The organism is Blautia luti (assembly GCF_013304735.1).
Lineage (GTDB): Bacteria > Bacillota > Clostridia > Lachnospirales > Lachnospiraceae > Blautia_A.
This window is the reverse complement of the sequence record NZ_JAAITI010000003.1, coordinates 99,142-118,993: the sequence shown is the minus strand read 5'-3', so window position 1 is coordinate 118,993 and position 19,852 is coordinate 99,142. Positions and strand designations below refer to the sequence as shown.

General features: G+C 46.2%; 17 protein-coding genes. 14 read left to right on the top strand and 3 right to left on the bottom strand.

Annotated elements, in window-relative coordinates:
• The first annotated feature begins 1 nt into the window (after position 1).
• The 4 genes from G5B06_RS02950 to G5B06_RS02935 all read left to right on the top strand — a co-directional run bounded on the left by G5B06_RS02950 (position 2) and on the right by G5B06_RS02935 (position 8,986).
• The gene (locus G5B06_RS02950) at positions 2-841 is read left to right on the top strand and encodes a carbohydrate ABC transporter permease (protein ID WP_173762827.1); all 840 of its coding nucleotides are present in this window, start codon (positions 2-4) and stop codon (positions 839-841) included.
• A 16-nt stretch (positions 842-857) separates the two neighbouring features.
• Positions 858-2,813 (top strand): glycoside hydrolase family 127 protein, encoded by a 1,956-nt coding sequence (locus tag G5B06_RS02945; protein WP_173771274.1) that lies wholly within the window; start codon positions 858-860, stop codon positions 2,811-2,813.
• Positions 2,814-3,359: 546 nt separating this feature from the next.
• Positions 3,360-6,524, top strand: coding sequence for an isoleucine--tRNA ligase (gene ileS, locus G5B06_RS02940; protein WP_173771366.1), 3,165 nt, complete (start codon positions 3,360-3,362; stop codon positions 6,522-6,524).
• On the top strand, positions 6,524-8,986 hold the full coding sequence (locus tag G5B06_RS02935) for a glycogen/starch/alpha-glucan phosphorylase (protein WP_059086602.1): 2,463 nt from the start codon (positions 6,524-6,526) through the stop codon (positions 8,984-8,986). The genes ileS and G5B06_RS02935 overlap by 1 nt, the downstream gene beginning before the upstream one ends.
• Before the next feature lie 99 nt (positions 8,987-9,085).
• Here G5B06_RS02935 and G5B06_RS02930 read toward each other — a convergent pair whose 3' ends face one another.
• Entirely contained in the window at positions 9,086-9,580 is a 495-nt protein-coding gene (locus G5B06_RS02930; RefSeq protein ID WP_173746229.1) for an HD domain-containing protein, read from the bottom strand.
• A 221-nt stretch (positions 9,581-9,801) separates the two neighbouring features.
• On the opposite strand from G5B06_RS02930, the gene G5B06_RS02925 reads away from it, so the two are divergent.
• On the top strand, positions 9,802-10,368 hold the full coding sequence (locus G5B06_RS02925; protein WP_118752642.1) for an HD domain-containing protein: 567 nt from the start codon (positions 9,802-9,804) through the stop codon (positions 10,366-10,368).
• Positions 10,369-10,456: 88 nt separating this feature from the next.
• On the opposite strand, the gene G5B06_RS02920 is transcribed toward G5B06_RS02925, so the two are convergent.
• Positions 10,457-11,002 carry an NADH peroxidase gene (locus G5B06_RS02920; RefSeq protein ID WP_147602717.1) on the bottom strand — a complete coding sequence of 182 codons (546 nt, stop codon included), beginning with the start codon at positions 11,000-11,002 and terminating at the stop codon, positions 10,457-10,459.
• Positions 11,003-11,114: 112 nt separating this feature from the next.
• Positions 11,115-11,513, bottom strand: coding sequence for a Fur family transcriptional regulator (locus G5B06_RS02915; RefSeq protein WP_173771272.1), 399 nt, complete (start codon positions 11,511-11,513; stop codon positions 11,115-11,117).
• 235 nt (positions 11,514-11,748) lie between these two features.
• Between G5B06_RS02915 and G5B06_RS02910 the strand changes: the two genes are divergently transcribed.
• The 9 genes from G5B06_RS02910 to G5B06_RS02870 all read left to right on the top strand — a co-directional run bounded on the left by G5B06_RS02910 (position 11,749) and on the right by G5B06_RS02870 (position 19,543).
• Positions 11,749-12,342, top strand: coding sequence for a DUF3793 family protein (locus tag G5B06_RS02910; RefSeq protein WP_173771270.1), 594 nt, complete (start codon positions 11,749-11,751; stop codon positions 12,340-12,342).
• Between the two features lie 30 nt (positions 12,343-12,372).
• Entirely contained in the window at positions 12,373-12,798 is a 426-nt protein-coding gene (locus G5B06_RS02905) for a flavodoxin (protein ID WP_173762822.1), read from the top strand.
• Positions 12,799-13,104: 306 nt separating this feature from the next.
• Positions 13,105-13,860, top strand: a complete 756-nt coding sequence (locus G5B06_RS02900; RefSeq protein WP_173762821.1) for a threonine/serine exporter family protein — start codon at positions 13,105-13,107, stop codon at positions 13,858-13,860.
• A 63-nt stretch (positions 13,861-13,923) separates the two neighbouring features.
• Positions 13,924-14,370: a threonine/serine exporter family protein gene (locus G5B06_RS02895; RefSeq protein WP_173771268.1), complete on the top strand. Its 447-nt coding sequence runs from the start codon at positions 13,924-13,926 to the stop codon at positions 14,368-14,370.
• A gap of 2 nt (positions 14,371-14,372) precedes the next feature.
• Entirely contained in the window at positions 14,373-14,921 is a 549-nt protein-coding gene (locus G5B06_RS02890; protein ID WP_173771266.1) for a leucine-rich repeat protein, read from the top strand.
• A 688-nt stretch (positions 14,922-15,609) separates the two neighbouring features.
• Positions 15,610-17,583, top strand: a complete 1,974-nt coding sequence (gene metG, locus G5B06_RS02885) for a methionine--tRNA ligase (RefSeq protein WP_173771264.1) — start codon at positions 15,610-15,612, stop codon at positions 17,581-17,583.
• Positions 17,584-17,585: 2 nt separating this feature from the next.
• Positions 17,586-18,065, top strand: a complete 480-nt coding sequence (moaC, locus tag G5B06_RS02880) for a cyclic pyranopterin monophosphate synthase MoaC (protein WP_173771262.1) — start codon at positions 17,586-17,588, stop codon at positions 18,063-18,065.
• Positions 18,062-19,051: a GTP 3',8-cyclase MoaA gene (moaA, locus tag G5B06_RS02875; RefSeq protein WP_173771260.1), complete on the top strand. Its 990-nt coding sequence runs from the start codon at positions 18,062-18,064 to the stop codon at positions 19,049-19,051. Before moaC ends, moaA begins: the two co-directional genes overlap by 4 nt.
• A gap of 3 nt (positions 19,052-19,054) precedes the next feature.
• Positions 19,055-19,543 carry a MogA/MoaB family molybdenum cofactor biosynthesis protein gene (locus G5B06_RS02870; RefSeq protein ID WP_173771258.1) on the top strand — a complete coding sequence of 163 codons (489 nt, stop codon included), beginning with the start codon at positions 19,055-19,057 and terminating at the stop codon, positions 19,541-19,543.
• Positions 19,544-19,852 lie beyond the last annotated feature (309 nt).

Sequence of the window (19,852 nt, the reverse complement as noted above, 5' to 3'; positions counted from 1 at the left end):
AATGGAAAAAAAGACAATCACTCCGGTGGATGTTATTAAAAAGATCATTATTGCACTGGTTGTAATTGTTGATGCATATCCAATCTTTTGGTTGTTCACATGTGCATTTAAAAAATCATCTGAGTTTGTAACAAAGCCGTCCTTTGCGCTGCCGGAGGGACTTTACCTTAAGAACTTTTCAGAAGCATGGACCAGAGGAAACATGGGTCTGTATTTCAGAAACAGTTTGATCTATACAGCACTGGCACTTGTTTTTATTGTAATTTTAAGTATGACCATCGGATTTGCAGTAACACAGATGGAATGGAAAATGAAAAATTTCTTTGCAGACTTTTTCCTTCTGGGACTTATGGTTCCGGTTGCAACTGCACTGCTTCCACTGTTTCAGATCTACAATAATACAGGACTTACAAATACAAGACTTTGCCTGGTACTGACTTATATCGCATTTGGCCTTTCTCTTTCTATCTTCCTTGTAACAGGATATATGAGATCTCTTCCAAGGGAAATTCTTGAGGCAAGTGTTATTGACGGATGCGGAATTTATTCCATGATGTGGCACATTGTTTTCCCACTGATGAAAAATGCCGCAGTTACTGTTCTGGTTCTGCAGTTCTTCTATAAATGGAATGACCTGCTGTTTTCCATGACATTTATCAGTGACAGCAAACTGAAAACAATACAAACCGGACTTCTCTATTTTGAGAATGAGTTCGGAACAAAAGACTGGGGTGCGATCTTTGCGTCTATCGCGATCAGCGTATTCCCGATGCTTATCATCTATATGATCCTTAACAAGACAGTAATCGAAGGTATGACAAGTGGAGCTGTAAAAGGCTGATTTTAGGAGGAAAAACATGCTTGCGGATACAAGAAAATCGAAATATGCAAAAGTAAGCGGAGCAGAATATGACCAGATCAAATGGACCGGCGGTTTCTGGAAAGATGTTGTGGAGAACTGTGCAGAGAGTACAGTTCCTCACCTGCAGAAAATGTTTGAGGCACTGGATGCGGGACATGTAGTTGAAAATTTCCGTATCTGTGCAGGAGAAAAAAGCGGCGAGTTTGGCGGCAGTGATTTTGGTGACGGAGATTTTTACAAATGGATGGAGTCCCAGCTTTATTCTGCAGAACAGCTTCAGGACCAGAGCCGTCTGGACAAGCTGGACGAATATATCGACCTGATCGGACGCGCCCAGGAAGAGGACGGATATATTTCCACAAAACAGATCATCGGTATGCGTAACGGTACCCGTGAGGGAAGACTGGGAGATATCAACGAGTTCGAGGTCTACAATATGGGCCATCTGTTTACTTCTGCCTGCCTGTATAAGAGGATCACAGGAAAAGAAAACTTCCTGGATATCGCAAGAAAAGCAGCAGATTTTCTGGAAAACATGTATGCGGAAGCAGAGAAAAAAGGTGAGGTACAGACAGCAGTATGCCCGTCCCATTACATGGGCCTTATTGAAATGTACCGTACCACCGGTGAGAAAAAATACCTGGATCTTGCACACAAGGCGATAGTGCTACGTGATTCTGTAAAAGAAGGCATGGACGATAACCAGGACAGACTGCCGCTGAAAGAACACGAAAAGATCATTGGCCATGCAGTACGTGCCACATACCTTTACGCAGGAGTTGCAGACCTCTATGCAGAAGAAGGAGACAAAGATTATCTGGATGTCCTTCACAAGGTATGGAAAAATATGGTCAACACAAAGATCTACCTGACAGGCGGTGTGGGAGCTTTATATAACGGTGCTTCTCCTTACGGAGATTTCTGGAACCATCAGCTTATCCATCAGGCTTTCGGATATGAGTACCAGCTTCCCAATGTAACGGCCTACAATGAAACCTGTGCGTCCATCGGTCTTGTAATGTGGGCATACAGAATGTTTCTGATTGAGCCGAAGGCGGAGTATTTTGATGTGATCGAGCGTGCTCTTCTGAACGTAAACCTTGCAGCCGTAAGTCTGGACGGAAAGAAATTCTTCTATGAAAATATGCTGCGCAGGGCAAAGAAGCTTGAATATAAACTGATCTGGCCTCTTACAAGAACAGAGTATCTCATCAGTTACTGCTGCCCTCCAAACCTTGCACGTATAGTGACACAGTCCGGAGAGTATGCATATACAGTTTCCACAGACAGTGTTTACACCGGTATTTACGGAGAGTGTGATGCAGCCCTTACCCTTGAAAACGGTGCATCTTTCACTCTGAAACAGAAGACAGAATATCCGTATAACGGAAAGATCATCTTTGAATTTGAGAATGTTATCTGTGATAAACCGGTAACACTGAATTTAAGAATTCCCAAATGGGCAGAAAGCGGAAGCATCAGAGCTGGCGGCGAAGAGCGTAAACTTGATAAGAGTACAAGAGAGACTTATCAGGCAGTTCATATTGAGATACTTGCAGGTGCAAAAGTTGAGCTTGAACTTGACATGCCGGTACGCTTTACCATGGCACATCCGATGGTAGAGGAGGACAGTCAGCTTATTGCAGTGGAAAAAGGACCACTGGTATACTGCATGGAAAGCCCGGATGCAGATACAGATACACTGGATGATATCTGCATCAATATCCACAGCACATTTAAAGATGGCAAAATGGAGATTCAGGGCAGGGAGATCGGTGTTCTGGAGACAGAAGCCTACCAGATCGTCCATGAGGAGTATGATCCGGATGAACTGTATCAGTCCTTTACCGGAGAAAAGAAAAAGATTATTCCGGTCCGCCTGATCCCGTATTTTGCATGGGATAACCGTGAATACGGAGAAATGCGTATATGGATGCCATGGAGGGAATAAAAAATCCCTGAAAACACTTGACATATGGATTTTCCCCAACCTATAATAGACAGCGTATATAGAAAAAGCTGTGATGGAGACAGTAGGCCATATGGAAAGCTTGCAGCGAACTGGGGATGGTGGGAGCCCGGGACGAGTAAATATGGCGGAATATCACTCCTGAGCTTCAGTTCCGAAGTTGTCCGGCAACAGCCGGAAGAATATCTGATATACAGATGATCATTAAGTAAGAACTGACGGATTTCCTCCGTTACAGGGAACATATATCGGCAGATACAAAGAATTGTCCGCCATGAACAGACATGGAACAACAGCCCGCGCCATAACACAGAGCATAAGAACACAGCAGAAGACGCAGGGATCCGGACACAGGCCCGTATAATGTAACAGGTGGTACAGCGAATCAGACTTCGTCCTTTTACAGGATGGGGTCTTTTTTTATAAGTGCCCGAAGCATTGGCACGAACAGGTATCTGTGAAGAAACAATCCGCTGTGGCCTTACAGATGAGGCAGCAGCCAGTAATCAGACACAGGAGGTAAATATTGTGTATCGTAAAGTTGACACGAATCTGAATTTTGTTGACCGTGAAAAAGAAGTCGAGAAATTCTGGAAAGACAACAAGATTTTCGAAAAGAGTATGGACAGCCGTAAAGAGGGCGAGACATACACATTCTATGACGGACCGCCTACCGCAAATGGTAAGCCACATATCGGACACGTTCTGACACGAGTTATCAAGGATATGATCCCGAGATACCGTACAATGAAGGGGTACATGGTTCCGAGAAAAGCAGGATGGGATACTCACGGACTTCCGGTTGAGCTTGAGGTTGAGAAGAAGCTTGGCCTTGACGGCAAGGAGCAGATCGAGGAGTACGGAATGGAGCCGTTCATTCAGCAGTGTAAGGAGAGCGTATGGAAATACAAGGGAATGTGGGAGGATTTCTCCTCTACCGTTGGTTTCTGGGCTGACATGGAGCATCCGTATGTAACATACGACAACAATTTCATCGAGTCCGAGTGGTGGGCGCTGAAAGAGATCTGGGAAAAAGGTCTCCTTTACAAAGGCTTTAAGATCGTTCCTTACTGCCCACGCTGTGGAACTCCGCTTTCCGCACAGGAGGTTTCTCAGGGCTACAAGACTGTTAAAGAGCGCTCTGCGATCGTGCGTTTCAAGGTTGTTGGTGAGGACGCATACTTCCTGGCATGGACAACAACACCGTGGACACTTCCGTCCAACGTTGCACTTTGTGTAAACCCGGATGAGATCTACTGTAAGGTAAAAGCAGCAGACGGCTATACCTACTACATGGCAGAAGCACTTCTGGACAAGGTTCTCGGCAAGCTTGCAAAGGATGATGAGCCTGCATATGAGATCCTTGAGAAATATAAAGGAACAGACCTTGAGCGCAGAGAATATGAGCCGCTTTTTGCATGTACAGGAGAGGCTGCAGCAAAACAGCGCAAAAAAGCTCATTTCGTAACCTGTGACAACTACGTTACCATGAGTGATGGTACCGGTATCGTTCATATCGCACCTGCATTTGGTGAGGATGACAGCCGTGTCGGACGTGAGTATGACCTTCCGTTCGTACAGTTCGTAGACGGACAGGGCAACATGACCAAAGAGACACCATACGCAGGTGTATTCGTAAAGAAAGCGGACCCGATGGTCCTCACAGACCTTGACAAAGAGGGCAAGCTTTTTGATGCACCGAAATTCGAGCATGATTATCCGCACTGCTGGAGATGTGACACACCGCTTATCTACTATGCACGTGAGTCCTGGTTCATCAAGATGACTGCAGTAAAGGATGATCTGATCCGTAACAACAATACTATCAACTGGATTCCGGAGAGCATCGGTAAGGGCCGTTTCGGTGACTGGCTTGAGAATGTTCAGGACTGGGGTATTTCCAGAAACCGTTACTGGGGAACACCACTGAACATCTGGCAGTGTGAGTGCGGACATATGGAATCCGTAGGAAGCCGCCAGGATCTCTATGAGAAGAGTGGTGACGAGCGTGCGAAGACCATCGAGCTTCACCGTCCATACATTGATGATATCACCATGAAGTGTCCGGACTGCGGCAAGACCATGCACCGTGTACCGGAGGTAATCGACTGCTGGTTCGATTCCGGAGCAATGCCTTTTGCACAGCATCATTATCCATTTGAGAATAAAGACCTGTTCGAGCAGCAGTTCCCGGCAGACTTCATCTCCGAGGCTGTTGACCAGACAAGAGGATGGTTCTACTCCCTTCTTGCTGAGTCCACACTGCTTTTCAATAAGGCTCCGTATAAGAATGTAATCGTTCTGGGACATGTACAGGATGAGAACGGACAGAAGATGAGTAAGTCCAAGGGAAATGCAGTAGATCCGTTTGATGCACTGAACAAATACGGCGCAGATGCAATCCGTTGGTATTTCTACATCAACAGTGCTCCGTGGCTCCCGAACCGTTTCCATGGCAAGGCAGTTGTAGAGGGACAGAGAAAGTTCATGAGCACTCTGTGGAACACCTACGCATTCTTCGTACTGTATGCGAACATTGACAATTTTGATGCAACTAAATATACTTTAAATTACGATAAGCTTCCGGTTATGGATAAATGGCTGCTCAGCAAGCTGAATACCATGGTGAAGACTGTCGATGCGGATCTTGATTCCTACAAGATTCCGGAGGCTGCAAGAGCACTCCAGGAATTTGTTGACGATATGAGTAACTGGTATGTAAGAAGAAGCCGTGAGCGTTTCTGGGCAAAGGGCATGGAGCAGGATAAGATCAATGCTTACATGACACTTTACACAGCACTGGTAACTGTTGCCAAGGCTGCAGCTCCGATGATCCCGTTCATGACTGAGGATATCTACCAGAACCTTGTTCGCAGCATTGACGCAAACGCTCCGGAGAGTATCCATCTCTGCGATTACCCGAAGGTAAACGAAGCATGGATCGACAAGGATCTTGAGGCGAACATGGAAGAGCTTCTTGAGATCGTTGTTCTGGGACGTGCATGCAGAAATACCGCAAACATCAAGAACCGTCAGCCTATTGGAACCATGTATGTAAAAGCTGAGAAAGCTATGGATAAATTCTACACAGATATCATCGCAGATGAGCTTAACGTAAAAGAAGTGAAATTCGCAGATGATGTAGAGTCCTTCATTTCCTACAGCTTCAAGCCGCAGCTTCGTACAGTAGGACCGAAATACGGCAAGCTTCTGAACGGCATCCGTACCGCACTCTCCGAGATCGACGGAACCGCAGCAATGAAAGAGCTGAGAGATAATGGTGTTCTCGTTCTTGACATTGACGGAAACAGAGTCGAGCTTGCAGAGGAAGACTTATTGATCGAAACAGCCCAGAGCGAGGGCTATGTGACAGAGACAGACGGTGAGACATCCGTTGTCCTTGATACAAACCTTACACCTGAACTGATCCAGGAGGGCTTTGTCCGCGAGATCATCAGCAAGGTTCAGACCATGCGTAAAGAGGCTGGTTTCGAAGTCATGGACAAGATCATTGTCTATGCAAAAGATAACGATAAGATCATGGATATCATGAAAGCAAACCAGGATGAGATCAAACGTGAAGTACTGGCAGAAAACATTATTCTGGGAGAAGCAGAGGGTTACACCAAGGAGTGGAACATCAATAAAGAGGCTGTAACACTGGGAGTATCCAAAGTACAGGAGGAAAACTAATGATTGACAAGCAGTTTGAGAAAGAGGAATTCAAAAAAAGTGTAAAAGAAAACGTAAAATTCCTTTATCGAAAAACACTGGAAGAGGCTACACAGGAGCAGATCTTTCAGGCTGTAAGCTACACTGTGAAGGACGTGATCATTGACAACTGGCTCAAGAGCCAGAAGGCGTATGAAAAACAGGATCCGAAGATCGTATATTATATGTCCATGGAGTTCCTTATGGGCCGTGCCCTTGGAAACAACCTGATCAACCTTGGTGCATACGGCGAGGTTAAGGAGGCTCTTGAGGAGCTTGGACTTGACATTAACTGCATCGAAGACCAGGAGCCGGATCCGGCTCTTGGAAACGGTGGACTCGGAAGACTGGCAGCATGCTTCCTGGATTCTCTTGCAACTTTGAACTACTGTGCATACGGATGCGGAATCCGTTACCGTTATGGTATGTTCAAGCAGGAGATCCGTGACGGTTATCAGGTAGAGGCACCGGATAACTGGCTGAAGAACGGCTATCCTTTCGAGCTCCGTCGTCCGGAGTATGCAAAAGAGGTTCATTTCGGCGGATATGTACGCGTTGAGTGGGATCCGGTGAAGAACGAGAATAAATTCATCCATGAAGGATATCAGGCAGTTAAGGCTGTTCCTTACGATATGCCGATCACAGGTTATAACAACGATGTTGTAAACACACTTCGTATCTGGGATGCAGAGCCGATCGTAGACTTCAACCTTGACTCTTTTGACAAGGGTGATTATCACAACGCAGTAGAGCAGGAGAACCTTGCACGTACTATCGTAGAGGTGCTTTATCCGAATGATAACCATATGGCAGGTAAAGAGCTTCGTCTGAAACAGCAGTACTTCTTCGTATCTGCCAGCCTTCAGGCAGCGATTGCCAAATATAAGAAAACACACGATGACATCACAAAGCTTCATGAGAAGGTTGTATTCCAGATGAACGATACTCATCCGACAGTTGCAGTTGCAGAGCTAATGCGTATTCTTATCGATGAGGAAGGTCTTGGCTGGGATCAGGCATGGGATATCACAACAAAATGCTGTGCTTACACCAACCACACCATCATGTCCGAGGCACTTGAGAAATGGCCGATCGAGCTGTTCTCCAGACTGCTTCCGCGTGTATACCAGATCATCGAGGAGATCAACCGTCGTTTCATTCTTGAGATCCAGCAGAAATATCCTGGAAACTTCGAGAAGATCAAGAAGATGGCGATCATCTATGACGGACAGGTTAAGATGGCTCACCTTGCGATCGTTGCAGGCTACTCTGTAAACGGTGTTGCACGCCTTCATACCGAGATCCTCAAGAATCAGGAGCTGAAGGATTTCTATGAGATGATGCCTGAGAAGTTCAACAACAAAACAAACGGTATCACACAGAGACGTTTCCTTGCTCATGGAAACCCGCTTCTGGCTGACTGGGTAACAGACAAGATCGGACCGGACTGGATCACAGATCTTTCCCAGCTTTCCAAGCTTAAGGTTTACGCAGACGATGAGAAGGCTCTTCAGGAGTTCATGACCATCAAGTTCAAGAACAAAGAGCGTCTTGCAAAATATATCCTGGAGCACAATGGTGTTGAGGTTGACCCGCACTCTATCTTCGATATCCAGGTTAAGAGACTTCATGAGTACAAACGTCAGCTTCTTAACATCCTGCATGTGATCTATCTGTACAACCAGATCAAGGCACATCCGGAGATGGATTTCTATCCGAGAACATTTATCTTTGGTGCAAAAGCTTCCGCAGCTTACGCACGTGCAAAGAAGATCATCAAGCTGATCAACTGCGTGGCAGATGTTGTAAACAATGATGCTTCCATCAACGGTAAGCTGAAGGTTGTATTCATCGAGAACTACCGTGTATCCAACGCTGAGATCATTTTTGCGGCAGCAGATGTTTCCGAGCAGATCTCCACAGCAAGTAAAGAGGCTTCCGGTACAGGTAACATGAAATTCATGCTGAACGGTGCTCCGACACTTGGAACCATGGATGGTGCTAACGTTGAGATCGTACAGGAGGTTGGCGAGGAGAATGCATTTATCTTCGGTATGAGCTCCGACCAGATCATCAACTATGAGAACAACGGCGGTTACGATCCGGACTTCATCTACAACACAGATCCGGAGATCCGTCAGGTACTGATGCAGCTGATCAACGGAACCTTCTCCAGCGATACAGAGATGTTCCGTGACATCTACAATTCACTTCTCGACAAACGCAACATGCCAAGACCTGACCAGTACTTCATCCTTGGCGACTTCCGTTCCTATGCAGAGGCACAGAAGCGTGTTGAGGAAGCATATAAGGATGAGAAACGCTGGGCTAAGATGGCACTTCTCAATACAGCATGCAGCGGTAAGTTCACATCCGACAGAACTATCCAGGAGTATGTAGATGATATCTGGCATCTGGATAAGGTTATTGTGAAAGAGAACTAAGATATATAAAGTAATATGCAAAGTATTACCATAAAATAAATTTCCACACAAAAACAGGGCGCGTCAGAAGTGGCGACGGCCCTGTTTTTTGTGTGGAAATTATGCCGGATTGATGACGATCCGGTTCCGCCTGGCCAGTGCAATGGCGATATGGCAGCCTTCCGCGATGGCGCAGGCTTTATCGGCAAAGCTGATGATCCAGGCTTCCCTGTTGCGTGGAAGAGGTCCCAGAGGGAACATATGTGAGAGTATCGCATCCAGCTCTCTGTCTGTGACATCAAAGTGTGCGGCACTGTTGTCTGCGGCAGCCTTCGGGTGATAAAACGCCTGATGCTCACCGGTCGGTGTCTCCGCCCTGAAGTCATAGGGACAGAAATCGTGGAGAAGTCCTGCCCTTGCGGCGGCTTTCTCGTCACATCCCAGCTTCCTGGCAATGAACCAGGAGAGGTAAGAAACATTGATACTGTGCATGAGCCGTGTGGTCCACTGGTGGTGGGTGTACAGGCTCAGCTTCAGGAACTCTCTGTTACAGAGGATGTTCTTCACAAGCGCATGATATTCCTGTGAGACCTCATCCGACACCGTAATATCCATCGGCAATCACCTTCTTTCTTTTGTTTATAATTTCATTATGACGCTTATGGCGAAAAATGCAATAAAGTTTATATTTTTTTTATAAATTAGTTGAGACAAATTTTTTCAGAATGGAATCTTCTGTTTTTCATCTGTTTTCCATGACCGGAGATATGGTATAGTAATGAACAGAATTGGTGTCAGTGAAAATATTATGAAAAGACGGAGGAGAGAGAACGAATATGAAACCAGAAAAACTGATTGAAGTACTTTCTGTTGCAGAACGATTAAAAGATGCAGTGCGTCATTGCTATACATCCGGAGGCAGGCGGGAGAGTGTTGCGGAGCATTCCTGGAGAATTTCTCTGATGGCATATTTTGTCAGCGACGAGTTTCCGGAGGCAGATCTTCTGAAGATCATGAAAATGTGCCTGATCCATGATATGGGAGAAGCTTTTACCGGGGATATCCCAGCTTTTGAAAAAACAGTAAAAGATTCAGAAAAAGAAGCCGATGTGCTGGGTGAATGGGTGAAAACTCTGCCGGAACCATTTGATAAAGAGATGGCAGAACTGTATCAGGAAATGGAAGCACAGCAGACTCTGGAATCCAGAATCTACAAAGCTTTGGACAAACTGGAAGCGCTGATCCAGCACAATGAATCCGACATCAAAACCTGGATCCCACTGGAATATAACCTGCAGATGACCTACGGAAATGAACAGGTGAAATTCTCAGATTATCTGACGGAGCTTCGGGAGCAGGTAAGAGCAGATAGTGTGCGGAAGATTGAAAAATCTGTACACTAATTTGCACATCTCCATCAGAAACATTAAAAAAGAGGGAACCATTTTACGTGGTTCCCTCTTGTAAAAATTCCGATTTTATGCGGATTTCTTATTTACCAAAGTATCTCTTAAGCAGTCCAGCGAATGCCTTGCCGTGTCTTGCTTCGTCTTTAGCCATCTCATGTACTGTGTCATGGATTGCGTCAAGGTCAGCTGCTTTCGCACGTTTAGCAAGGTCGAATTTACCTGCTGTAGCACCGTTCTCAGCTTCTACGCGCATCTGAAGGTTCTTCTCTGTGCTGTCTGTTACAACTTCGCCAAGGAGCTCTGCGAATTTAGCTGCATGCTCTGCTTCTTCGTAAGCTGCTTTCTCATAGTAGAGACCTACTTCCGGATATCCTTCTCTGTGAGCAACTCTTGCCATTGCAAGATACATACCAACCTCAGAGCACTCGCCCTCGAAGTTTGCTCTCAGGTCTGCAAGGATGTCTTCGCTGACGCCCTTAGCTACGCCTACAACATGCTCAGCTGCCCATGTGAGCTCGCCTTCCTGTTTGGAAAACTTGGAAGCAGGTGCTTTACATACTGGACAGACATCCGGTGCCTGCTCGCCTTCGTAAACATATCCACATACATTACATACCCATTTTGCCATAGTTTTATTCTCCTTTTCTTATAAAAATTTTATTTGATTTTATTGCTTCTCTTAATTAATAATAGTAATTATTACTGTTTTATAGTATCATGTAGATGCGTTTTTGTCAAGACTATTTTTCCTCTTTTTTGAGACATTCCTTACAGATTCCATAGAAGCTGGCGTCTACGTTGAAGACCTTGCCGTGGATGAATTCTGCGGCTGCCTGTTCCAGGATATCGTTGAGTTTGTCTGACTGCATGTCAATGACACAGTTGCATTTCGTACACATGAAGTGTGAGTGTGGTGCGACCCTTCCATCGTAGCGGTCCGCGCTTCCAAAATTGGTCAGCTTCCGGATCTCGCCGATGTCACTGAGAAGAGAAAGATTACGGTAGACAGTTCCGAGACTGATGTTGGGATAGATCTGTCGAAGATTCTCGTATACTGTATCTGCCGTTGGATGATCTGTTCTGGATCTCAGGAATTCCTTGATCGATTCTCGCTGACGGCTGTATTTAAGTGCTGCCATAATGTTTCCTCCTATCAGTAATAGTAATTATTACTGATATTATAATAACTGCCAGCCATGCTTTTGTCAATAGTTTTTTATCTGTTTACGGAAAAATATTTTGCCCTTAATGATAGGATTTTATCAGTAAAAATTCTTATTGAAAAATTTTTAAAAATAAGTTGACATAGACTAACTTTAGTAGTATATTTACAGCAGTTAGAGAAATCTAACTAAAGCGTAAAGGAGAATGCAAATGACTTGTGAAAAATTTGAATCTGTCATAGGTTATCATTGTTCCCCTGTATTAATGGGAATGAAACCGGCGAATCTTGTTTCTTTTTCCAAGGTAAAGATGCCGGAGCTGCCGGAGATCATTTCGGATTATAAGGAGGGTCTTGAACGGGAAGGTATCCGTATGGAGATCATCTGTGGATGCAGGAAGCATTATCTTCTTCTGGTGTACCGGCCGGATATGCTGCAGGAATATCTTGCGCAGGATGAAGCCAGGAATCTTTTGCTTCAGGATGGCTATAATATAGATGGTTCTCTGGATGAGATGATCGCCCGTCTGAAGGAGCGGTTTTTTCATAAGACGGAGTTTCCTCATGAAATTGGGCTTTTTCTGGGGTATCCCATTGAGGATGTGAAGGGCTTCCGGAAGTTCGGGGGCAGTGGCTGCAAGATGTGTGGTTACTGGAAGGTTTATGATAATGTTGAGCAGGCTCGCAGGGTTTTTGACAGTTATGATAAGTGCCGGGAGTTTACGGCGGCTCAAATCCGTGCGGGGTATTCGATTTTGCAGGTTGTTGGTATGAAGCATCTCTGTACATCTCAGATGTGCGTATAATATAAAGTTTAAAAACAGGAGGTTTTTGAGATGAGCAAGGTAGGAATTATTTACTGGTCTTCTACAGGTAACACAGAGGCTATGGCGCAGGCTGTTGAGGAAGGTGCTAAGGCTGCTGGTGCAGATGTTGAGATTATGGAAGTGGCTGATGCTGATGTAGATAAAGCGCTTTCTTTTGATGTTCTGGCTCTTGGTTGTCCGGCTATGGGTGATGAGGAGCTTGAGGATGGTGAGTTTGAGCCGTTCTTCTCTGATCTTGAGGGTAAACTGTCTGGTAAGAAGGTTGCTCTTTTTGGTTCCTATGACTGGGGCGATGGTGAGTGGATGAGAACCTGGTGCGGCAGAGCTAAAGATGCTGGTGCTGAGCTTGTTGAGGATGAGGGACTTATCTGCAATAATACTCCTGATGATGAGGGACTGGCTGCTTGCCGTGAGCTTGGTGGTAAGCTGGCGTAAGGATGTTGGATTCCGGATATAATTAATTGAATACAGAGTTGAGCATTGGATTTTGGAAGCTGCCTGGATGGTTTGTCCGGGCGGCTTTTTTTCTTTGATATGAGAAGGGACGCCCGTGAGGCGTGTGCTGGCTTTTCAGGGCGGTAGGGATAGAGCGATTCAGGAGTGGGAGTTTTGCTGTGTGGGTGTTGTTTTGAGGAAATATAGAAGAAATGAATATTTAAACGTGGGGAACTTGGTTGCTTTTGATATTTAGCTGTCCTAAAATAGATGGGGATGAAATAGTTGTACAGGGAGGTGTGCCGGATGACGAAGGATGAGGCGGAGCAGTATTTGTATTATGCGATGACAATTGGGGAGCAGCTTCTTTGCTGTGGTGCAGAGGTTGGGCGTGTTGAGGATACGATCCGTCGTATTTGTCTGGCTTATGGTGCTTCCCGGGCGGATGTTTTTTCGATTACGTCTAGTATTGTGACGACGATTTATGGTGAGAATTTCGGGATTTGTACGCAGACGCGACGTGTGCCGGGGATGGCGAATGATCTGGGGAGGTTGGATGATCTGAATCAGCTTTCCAGATTTATTTGTGAATTTCGGCCGAAGCCGGAAGAGATTCAGAGGCGGCTGGATGTGATACGGAATAAGCAGGGGTATTCTTTCAGGACGCAGATTTTGATTTATGCGGTGATTTCCGGTTCGTTTTCTGTGTTTTTTGGTGGGGATCTTAATGATATGATTGCTTCGGCGCTGATTGGTATTGCGTTGAAGTTGTTTGAGGCTTTTGTGAAGAGGGGGGCGCTGAATTCGCTGCTTACGGTGCTTTTGTGTTGTGGAGCGGGTGGTGTTCTTTCCAATCTTACGGTTCTGATGGGACTGGGGCATCATGCGGATCTGATCAGTATTGGTAATATTATGTTGCTGATTCCGGGTATTGCGTTTACCAATTCGCTGCGAGATATGTTTTCCGGGGATACGATTACGGGGTTGATCCGGTGTATGGAGTCGATTTTGCTGGCGTTGGTTGTGGGCCTTGGCTTTACAGCGGCGAATCTGTTATTCTGATGGGATTCAGGCGCAGTACTGTAACAGAGACAGCGGTGTGTCCATGAATATGGAGGAAAAAATATGAGAGAGATCATACAGCTGATTGTATCCTTTACAGGATCCCTCGGTTTTGCGGCTTTATTTAATATACATGGCAAAAAGCTCTGGTTTGCGGCTCTGGGCGGCTGTCTGTCCTGGGCTGTTTATCTGGCGGTGGAGTTTGTAACACCGAGTCCTTATATCTGTGGCTTTTGGTCAACAGTGGCGATTACTTTGTATGCGGAGTGTATGGCGAGGGTACATAAGACGCCGGTTACGGTTTTTCTGGTTTCGGCTACGATCCCGCTGATCCCGGGTGCGGCATTGTATCGTACCATGAACTGGATGATGATGAGGAACTGGACGAATTTTCAGAAGGATGGGATCTATACGATTCTTTTTGCGGCCAGCATGGCTGCAGGTATGACGCTGACGACCATTGCTTTCCGGATGGCATGGCGGTGGATGTATAGGCAGAGACGGATGTAGAAATGAAATCGGAACAGCTTCTGGCAGCTTTTACAGACAGTTCAGGAGAGGCTGTGGCTGAGACAGAAGAAGTGCTGCCGGATACAGAAGACATCGATGAGGTTTCTGATGCGGATGCAGCATCTGATGTGGAACAGAATGATATAGCGGAAGAGGAAATTACTGCAGAAAACGAGTTGGAGGAGCTTCAGCCGAAGATTTCAGGAGAAAGTACAGATCCTGAGAATAGCGAAGCAGAGGAAAATACGGTATCAGAGTTTTCTGATGGAGAGAATGCAGAGAAGGACTATAAAGAAAAGATAATTAAAATAAGTATTGGAAATGGCGTTACCAGTATTGGAGATAGGGCATTTAAGAAGTGTGTAAGCCTTAGTAAGATAACATTCTCACAAAGTCTCGAAGGTATTTACAAAAATGCGCAATCTGTGAAGAGGCAGGAAATGCGAAGGTATTTTGCAGCACTTGCAAAAAGATTCTTGGTGAGAAGAAAGAAATTTCTGCAACGGATCACAGCTTTGCAGAATGGGTTAAGAAAACACCGGCAACGGTAACATCCGTCGGAAAGATCACCGCAAAAGCAAAAGGAACTGCAGTGATCACCGTGAAATCCGGAACCAAAACTGTGAAGTGTAAAGTAACCGTAAATTAATATTTCCCCGTTTACAAACCATCGGAAATGTGTTACGATTTTCCCATATGGAAAACTCATGGAAGAAGAGAGTACATGTGTACACCGTACTACAGGGAAATCCCCGGAGGACTTTTTAGATGCAGGCTGTGACGCAGTTGAAGTCATAGATCTGCAGCAGAGTGAATGGTAAAGGTTCACTTTATGCAGGAGTTCCGAGACTGAGAGGGATGTGCAGGCGCAGATGGAAGATGGCTTCGGAGAGGCATTGCTGAACCGGTTTAAACGCGATAAGCGAAGTGCGAATGTCCGATTTAACGGACACCGGCAGGCAGTGACAGGACCGCCTGTTATAGCGGAAGGGTATAGGGTTTGCTGTACCTGATGAGGTTTTTGCCGCGAGGCAGGAACGAAAAGAAGTGGTAACACGGGTAATAACTCGTCTTCTCATATCGTTATGGTATGAGAAGGCGTTTTTTTATGTCGCTGAGAATTACTTGGTAATCTTCCAATGTCCCCGGACAGGAAATTTCCTGTTTTGACGGAATATATTTTCAGTCCGTTATGAGTAAGTACACAATTTATTTTTATATTTATGGAGGAAAGAAAAGATGGAAAAGCAGAGATATTATATCAGCACTGCCATTGCGTACACATCCGGTAAACCGCATATCGGAAATACTTATGAGGTTGTTCTTGCAGATGCCATCGCACGTTTTAAGAGACAGCAGGGTTATGACGTATATTTCCAGACAGGTACGGATGAGCATGGCCAGAAGATCGAGCTGAAGGCCGAGGAAGCTGGTGTTACACCGAAGGAATTCGTAGATAACGTTTCCGGTGAGATCAAACGTATCTGGGATCTGATGAACACATCCTATGACAAATTTATCCGTACAACAGATAAAGACCATGAAGAGCAGGTCAAAAAAATCTTCAAAAAAATGTATGCAAAGGGAGATATCTACAAGGGTCATTACGAAGGAATGTACTGTACACCATGTGAGTCTTTCTTCACAGAGTCCCAGCTTGTAGACGGCAAATGTCCGGACTGCGGACGTCCATGTGTACCGGCTAAAGAAGAGGCATATTTTTTCAAAATGAGCAAGTATGCAGACAAACTGATCGACTACATCAACACACATCCGGATTTCATCCAGCCGGAGTCTCGTAAAAACGAGATGATGAACAACTTCCTTCTTCCGGGTCTTCAGGATCTCTGTGTGTCCAGAACATCCTTCAAATGGGGAATCCCGGTAGATTTTGATCCGAAGCATGTTGTATATGTATGGCTGGATGCCCTGACAAACTATATCACAGGTATCGGCTATGACTGCGACGGAAACAGCAGCGATAAATTCAACAAATACTGGCCGGCGGACCTTCACCTTATCGGAAAAGATATCATTCGTTTCCATACGATTTACTGGCCGATCTTCCTGATGTCTCTGGATCTTCCGCTTCCGAAACAGGTATTCGGACATCCGTGGCTTCTTCAGGGCGATGGAAAAATGAGTAAATCCAAAGGAAATGTAATTTACGCAGATGAGCTTGTTGAGTTCTTCGGTGTAGATGCTGTCCGTTATTTCGTACTCCACGAGATGCCGTTTGAGAATGATGGTGTCATCACATGGGAGCTGATGGTTGAGAGACTGAATTCCGATCTTGCAAATACACTTGGAAACCTTGTAAATCGTACAATCTCCATGTCCAATAAATATTTCAACGGAATCGTTGAGAACAAGAACGTTACTGAGCCGGTTGATGAGGATCTTAAGAATTTCATCCTTCAGGTTCCGAAGAACGTTTCCGCAAAAATGGACAAACTTCGTGTTGCAGATGCCATTACAGAGGTATTCTCCCTGTTCAAACGTTGCAACAAATATATCGATGAGACAATGCCGTGGGCACTTGCAAAGGATGAGACAAAACAGGATCGTCTTGCAACGGTTCTCTACAACCTGGTTGAGGGAATCTGCATCGGCGCATCTCTTCTGAAATCTTTTATGCCGCGTACAACAGAGCGCATTCTTGTACAGCTCAACGCAAACGAGAGAACTCTTGAGGATATGGAGCAGTTTGGTCTTTATCCGTCAGGAAACCGTGTAACTGACAAACCGGAGATCCTTTTTGCAAGACTTGACCTGAAAGAGGTTCTTGAGAAAGTTGAGAAACTTCATCCGAAGAAAGAAGAGAAAAAGGAAGAAGTAAAAGAGGAGAAAGAGGAAACTAAAGATGTGATCGACATCGAGGCAAAACCGGAGATCACTTTTGATGATTTTGAAAAACTTCAGTTCCAGGTTGGTGAGATCATTGCCTGCGAGGAAGTTAAGAAATCCAGAAAACTTCTCTGCTCTCAGGTTAAGATCGGAAGCCAGGTTCGTCAGATCGTATCCGGAATCAAAGCTCACTATTCCGCAGAGGAAATGGTTGGCAAAAAAGTTATGGTCGTTACAAACCTGAAACCTGCCAAACTTGCAGGAATCCTCAGCGAGGGTATGATCCTCTGTGCAGAGGATGCAGACGGAAATCTTTCCCTGATGGTACCGGAGAAAGAGATGCCTGCAGGCGCTGAGATCTGCTAAATATGAAACTGAATCATTTTGATGAAAATGGCAATGCTGTTATGGTAGACGTGTCCAATAAACCGGACACTCACCGTACAGCAACAGCTACCGGTTCCATTCAGGTAAGCCCGGAGATCATGGCCGCAGTAAAAAGCGGAAATGTGAAAAAGGGCGATGTGCTTGGCGTGGCCCGTGTGGCGGGTATCATGGGTGTGAAGCGTACTTCTGACCTGATCCCCATGTGCCATCCACTTCCCATCCAGAAATGTTCTGTGGATTTTGAGACGGACGAGGATGCGGGAGTGATCCGTGTGTTCTGTACGGTAAAAACAGAGGGGAAAACAGGCGTGGAGATGGAGGCGCTGACAGGTGTTCAGGTGGCGCTTCTGACCATTTATGATATGTGCAAGGCAATCGACAAACGCATGGTCATGTCTGATATCCATCTGGAAGAGAAAACAGGAGGAAAAAGCGGAGATTTCCGTTTTGAGGAAAGATGATAGACAGGTGCGGAAGAAATATTGATTATCTCAGGATTTCCGTAACTGACAGATGTAATTTGCGGTGTATTTATTGTATGCCGGAGGAGGGAGTGCAGCATGTGGAGCGCTCCCTCATTTTGCAGGAAGAGGAAATTTTGAGAATCTGCCGGGTGATGGCAGAGCTGGGTATCCGGAAGATCAAGCTGACCGGCGGGGAACCGCTTGTACGGCCACGGATGCCTCAGCTGGTGGAAAAACTGAAAAATATGCCGGGGATCGAGAAGGTGACTCTGACTACAAATGGTGTGCTTCTGAAAGACCAGATGAGTGATTTTGCCCGGGCGGGGCTGGACGGATTGAATATCAGCCTTGATACGCTGGATGAGGCCTGCAGCAAGAGGATCACGCGGCGGGATGAACTGGGGCGGACGCTGGAAGGAATTTCGGAGGCAATGAAGTATCCGGAGATTTCACTGAAGATCAATTGTGTGCCTCTTGGGATCCAGGAGCAGGATCTTTGCCGGGTGGCGCTTTTTGCCAGGGATCACAGGGTGCATGTGCGGTTTATTGAGATGATGCCCATTGGGATGGGAAAAGAATTTCATGGGGTGTCGGAGGAGGAACTGCTTCGGATCCTTGGGGAAAAGCTTCCGCGGTTTTCGCCGTATGTTGGGGAGCCCCTTGGGAATGGACCGTGTCATTATTATGATGTGGATGGTTTTTCCGGAAAGATCGGGTTTATCAGCGCGGTAAGCCATAAGTTTTGTGGGGAGTGTAACCGGATTCGTTTGACTTCCCAGGGTTTTTTGAAGACTTGTCTGCAGTATGCGGCGGGGCGGGATCTTCGTGCTGTGATCCGTGGTGGTGGCTCGGATGAGGAGCTGAAGGCTGTGATCCTGGAGGCTCTGGCGGAGAAACCGGACGGGCATGCTTTTGGCGGAGGCCTGGAGAAACAGAAGGATGATAAGACGGAGAAGCTTTGTATGGCTCAGATTGGAGGTTAAGTGATGAAGAGAGTTGCGGTGATTACTTCTAGTGATAAGGGTTATAAAGGGGAGCGTGAAGATCTTAGTGGGCCGGCTGTGAAGGAGATTGTGGAGGCAGCCGGGTACGTGGTTGTTTCTATGGATGTTTTGCCAGATGACCGTGGGATGCTTGGTGCCCGGATGGCTGAGATTGCGGATCAGGGTCTGGCGGAGCTGATTTTGACTACGGGTGGTACCGGGTTTTCCAAAAGGGATGTGACGCCGGAGGCTACGGAGGACGTGATCGAGCGGCGTGTGCCGGGGATTCCGGAGGCGATGCGGGCGTTTAGTTTGACGATTACTAAGAGGGCGATGTTGAGTCGGGGTACGGCTGGGATCCGGAAGGGGACGTTGATTGTTAATTTGCCGGGGAGTCCTAAGGCTGTTAAAGAGTGTCTTGAGGTTATTATTGAGACGTTGGGGCATGGGATTGAGATTTTGACCGGCGATGCTGGAGAATGCGGACGGTAGTGTGTGGGGTATACTTAGACTAACGAACGGACGCCCAACGGAGGCAGGGCCAGTACGGTGACACGCTGCGCGGCCTGTTCGGCTGCGTCGCTGATTTGCTGCCATTCGCGCCAACTCGCCTGCGGCTCAAACAGGGCGCTCGGTGGCAGCAGCTATACTCGCCTCTCGACGGCCGCTCCGCTAACGTCACCGTACTGGCCCTGCCTCCGTTGGGCTGGTTGTTGAATGTGGTACGGTTTGTCGTATGTGTTGTAGGTTTTACCGGATGTGTTGATAGGTGGAAATTAATATTACTGGTGTGATATATAG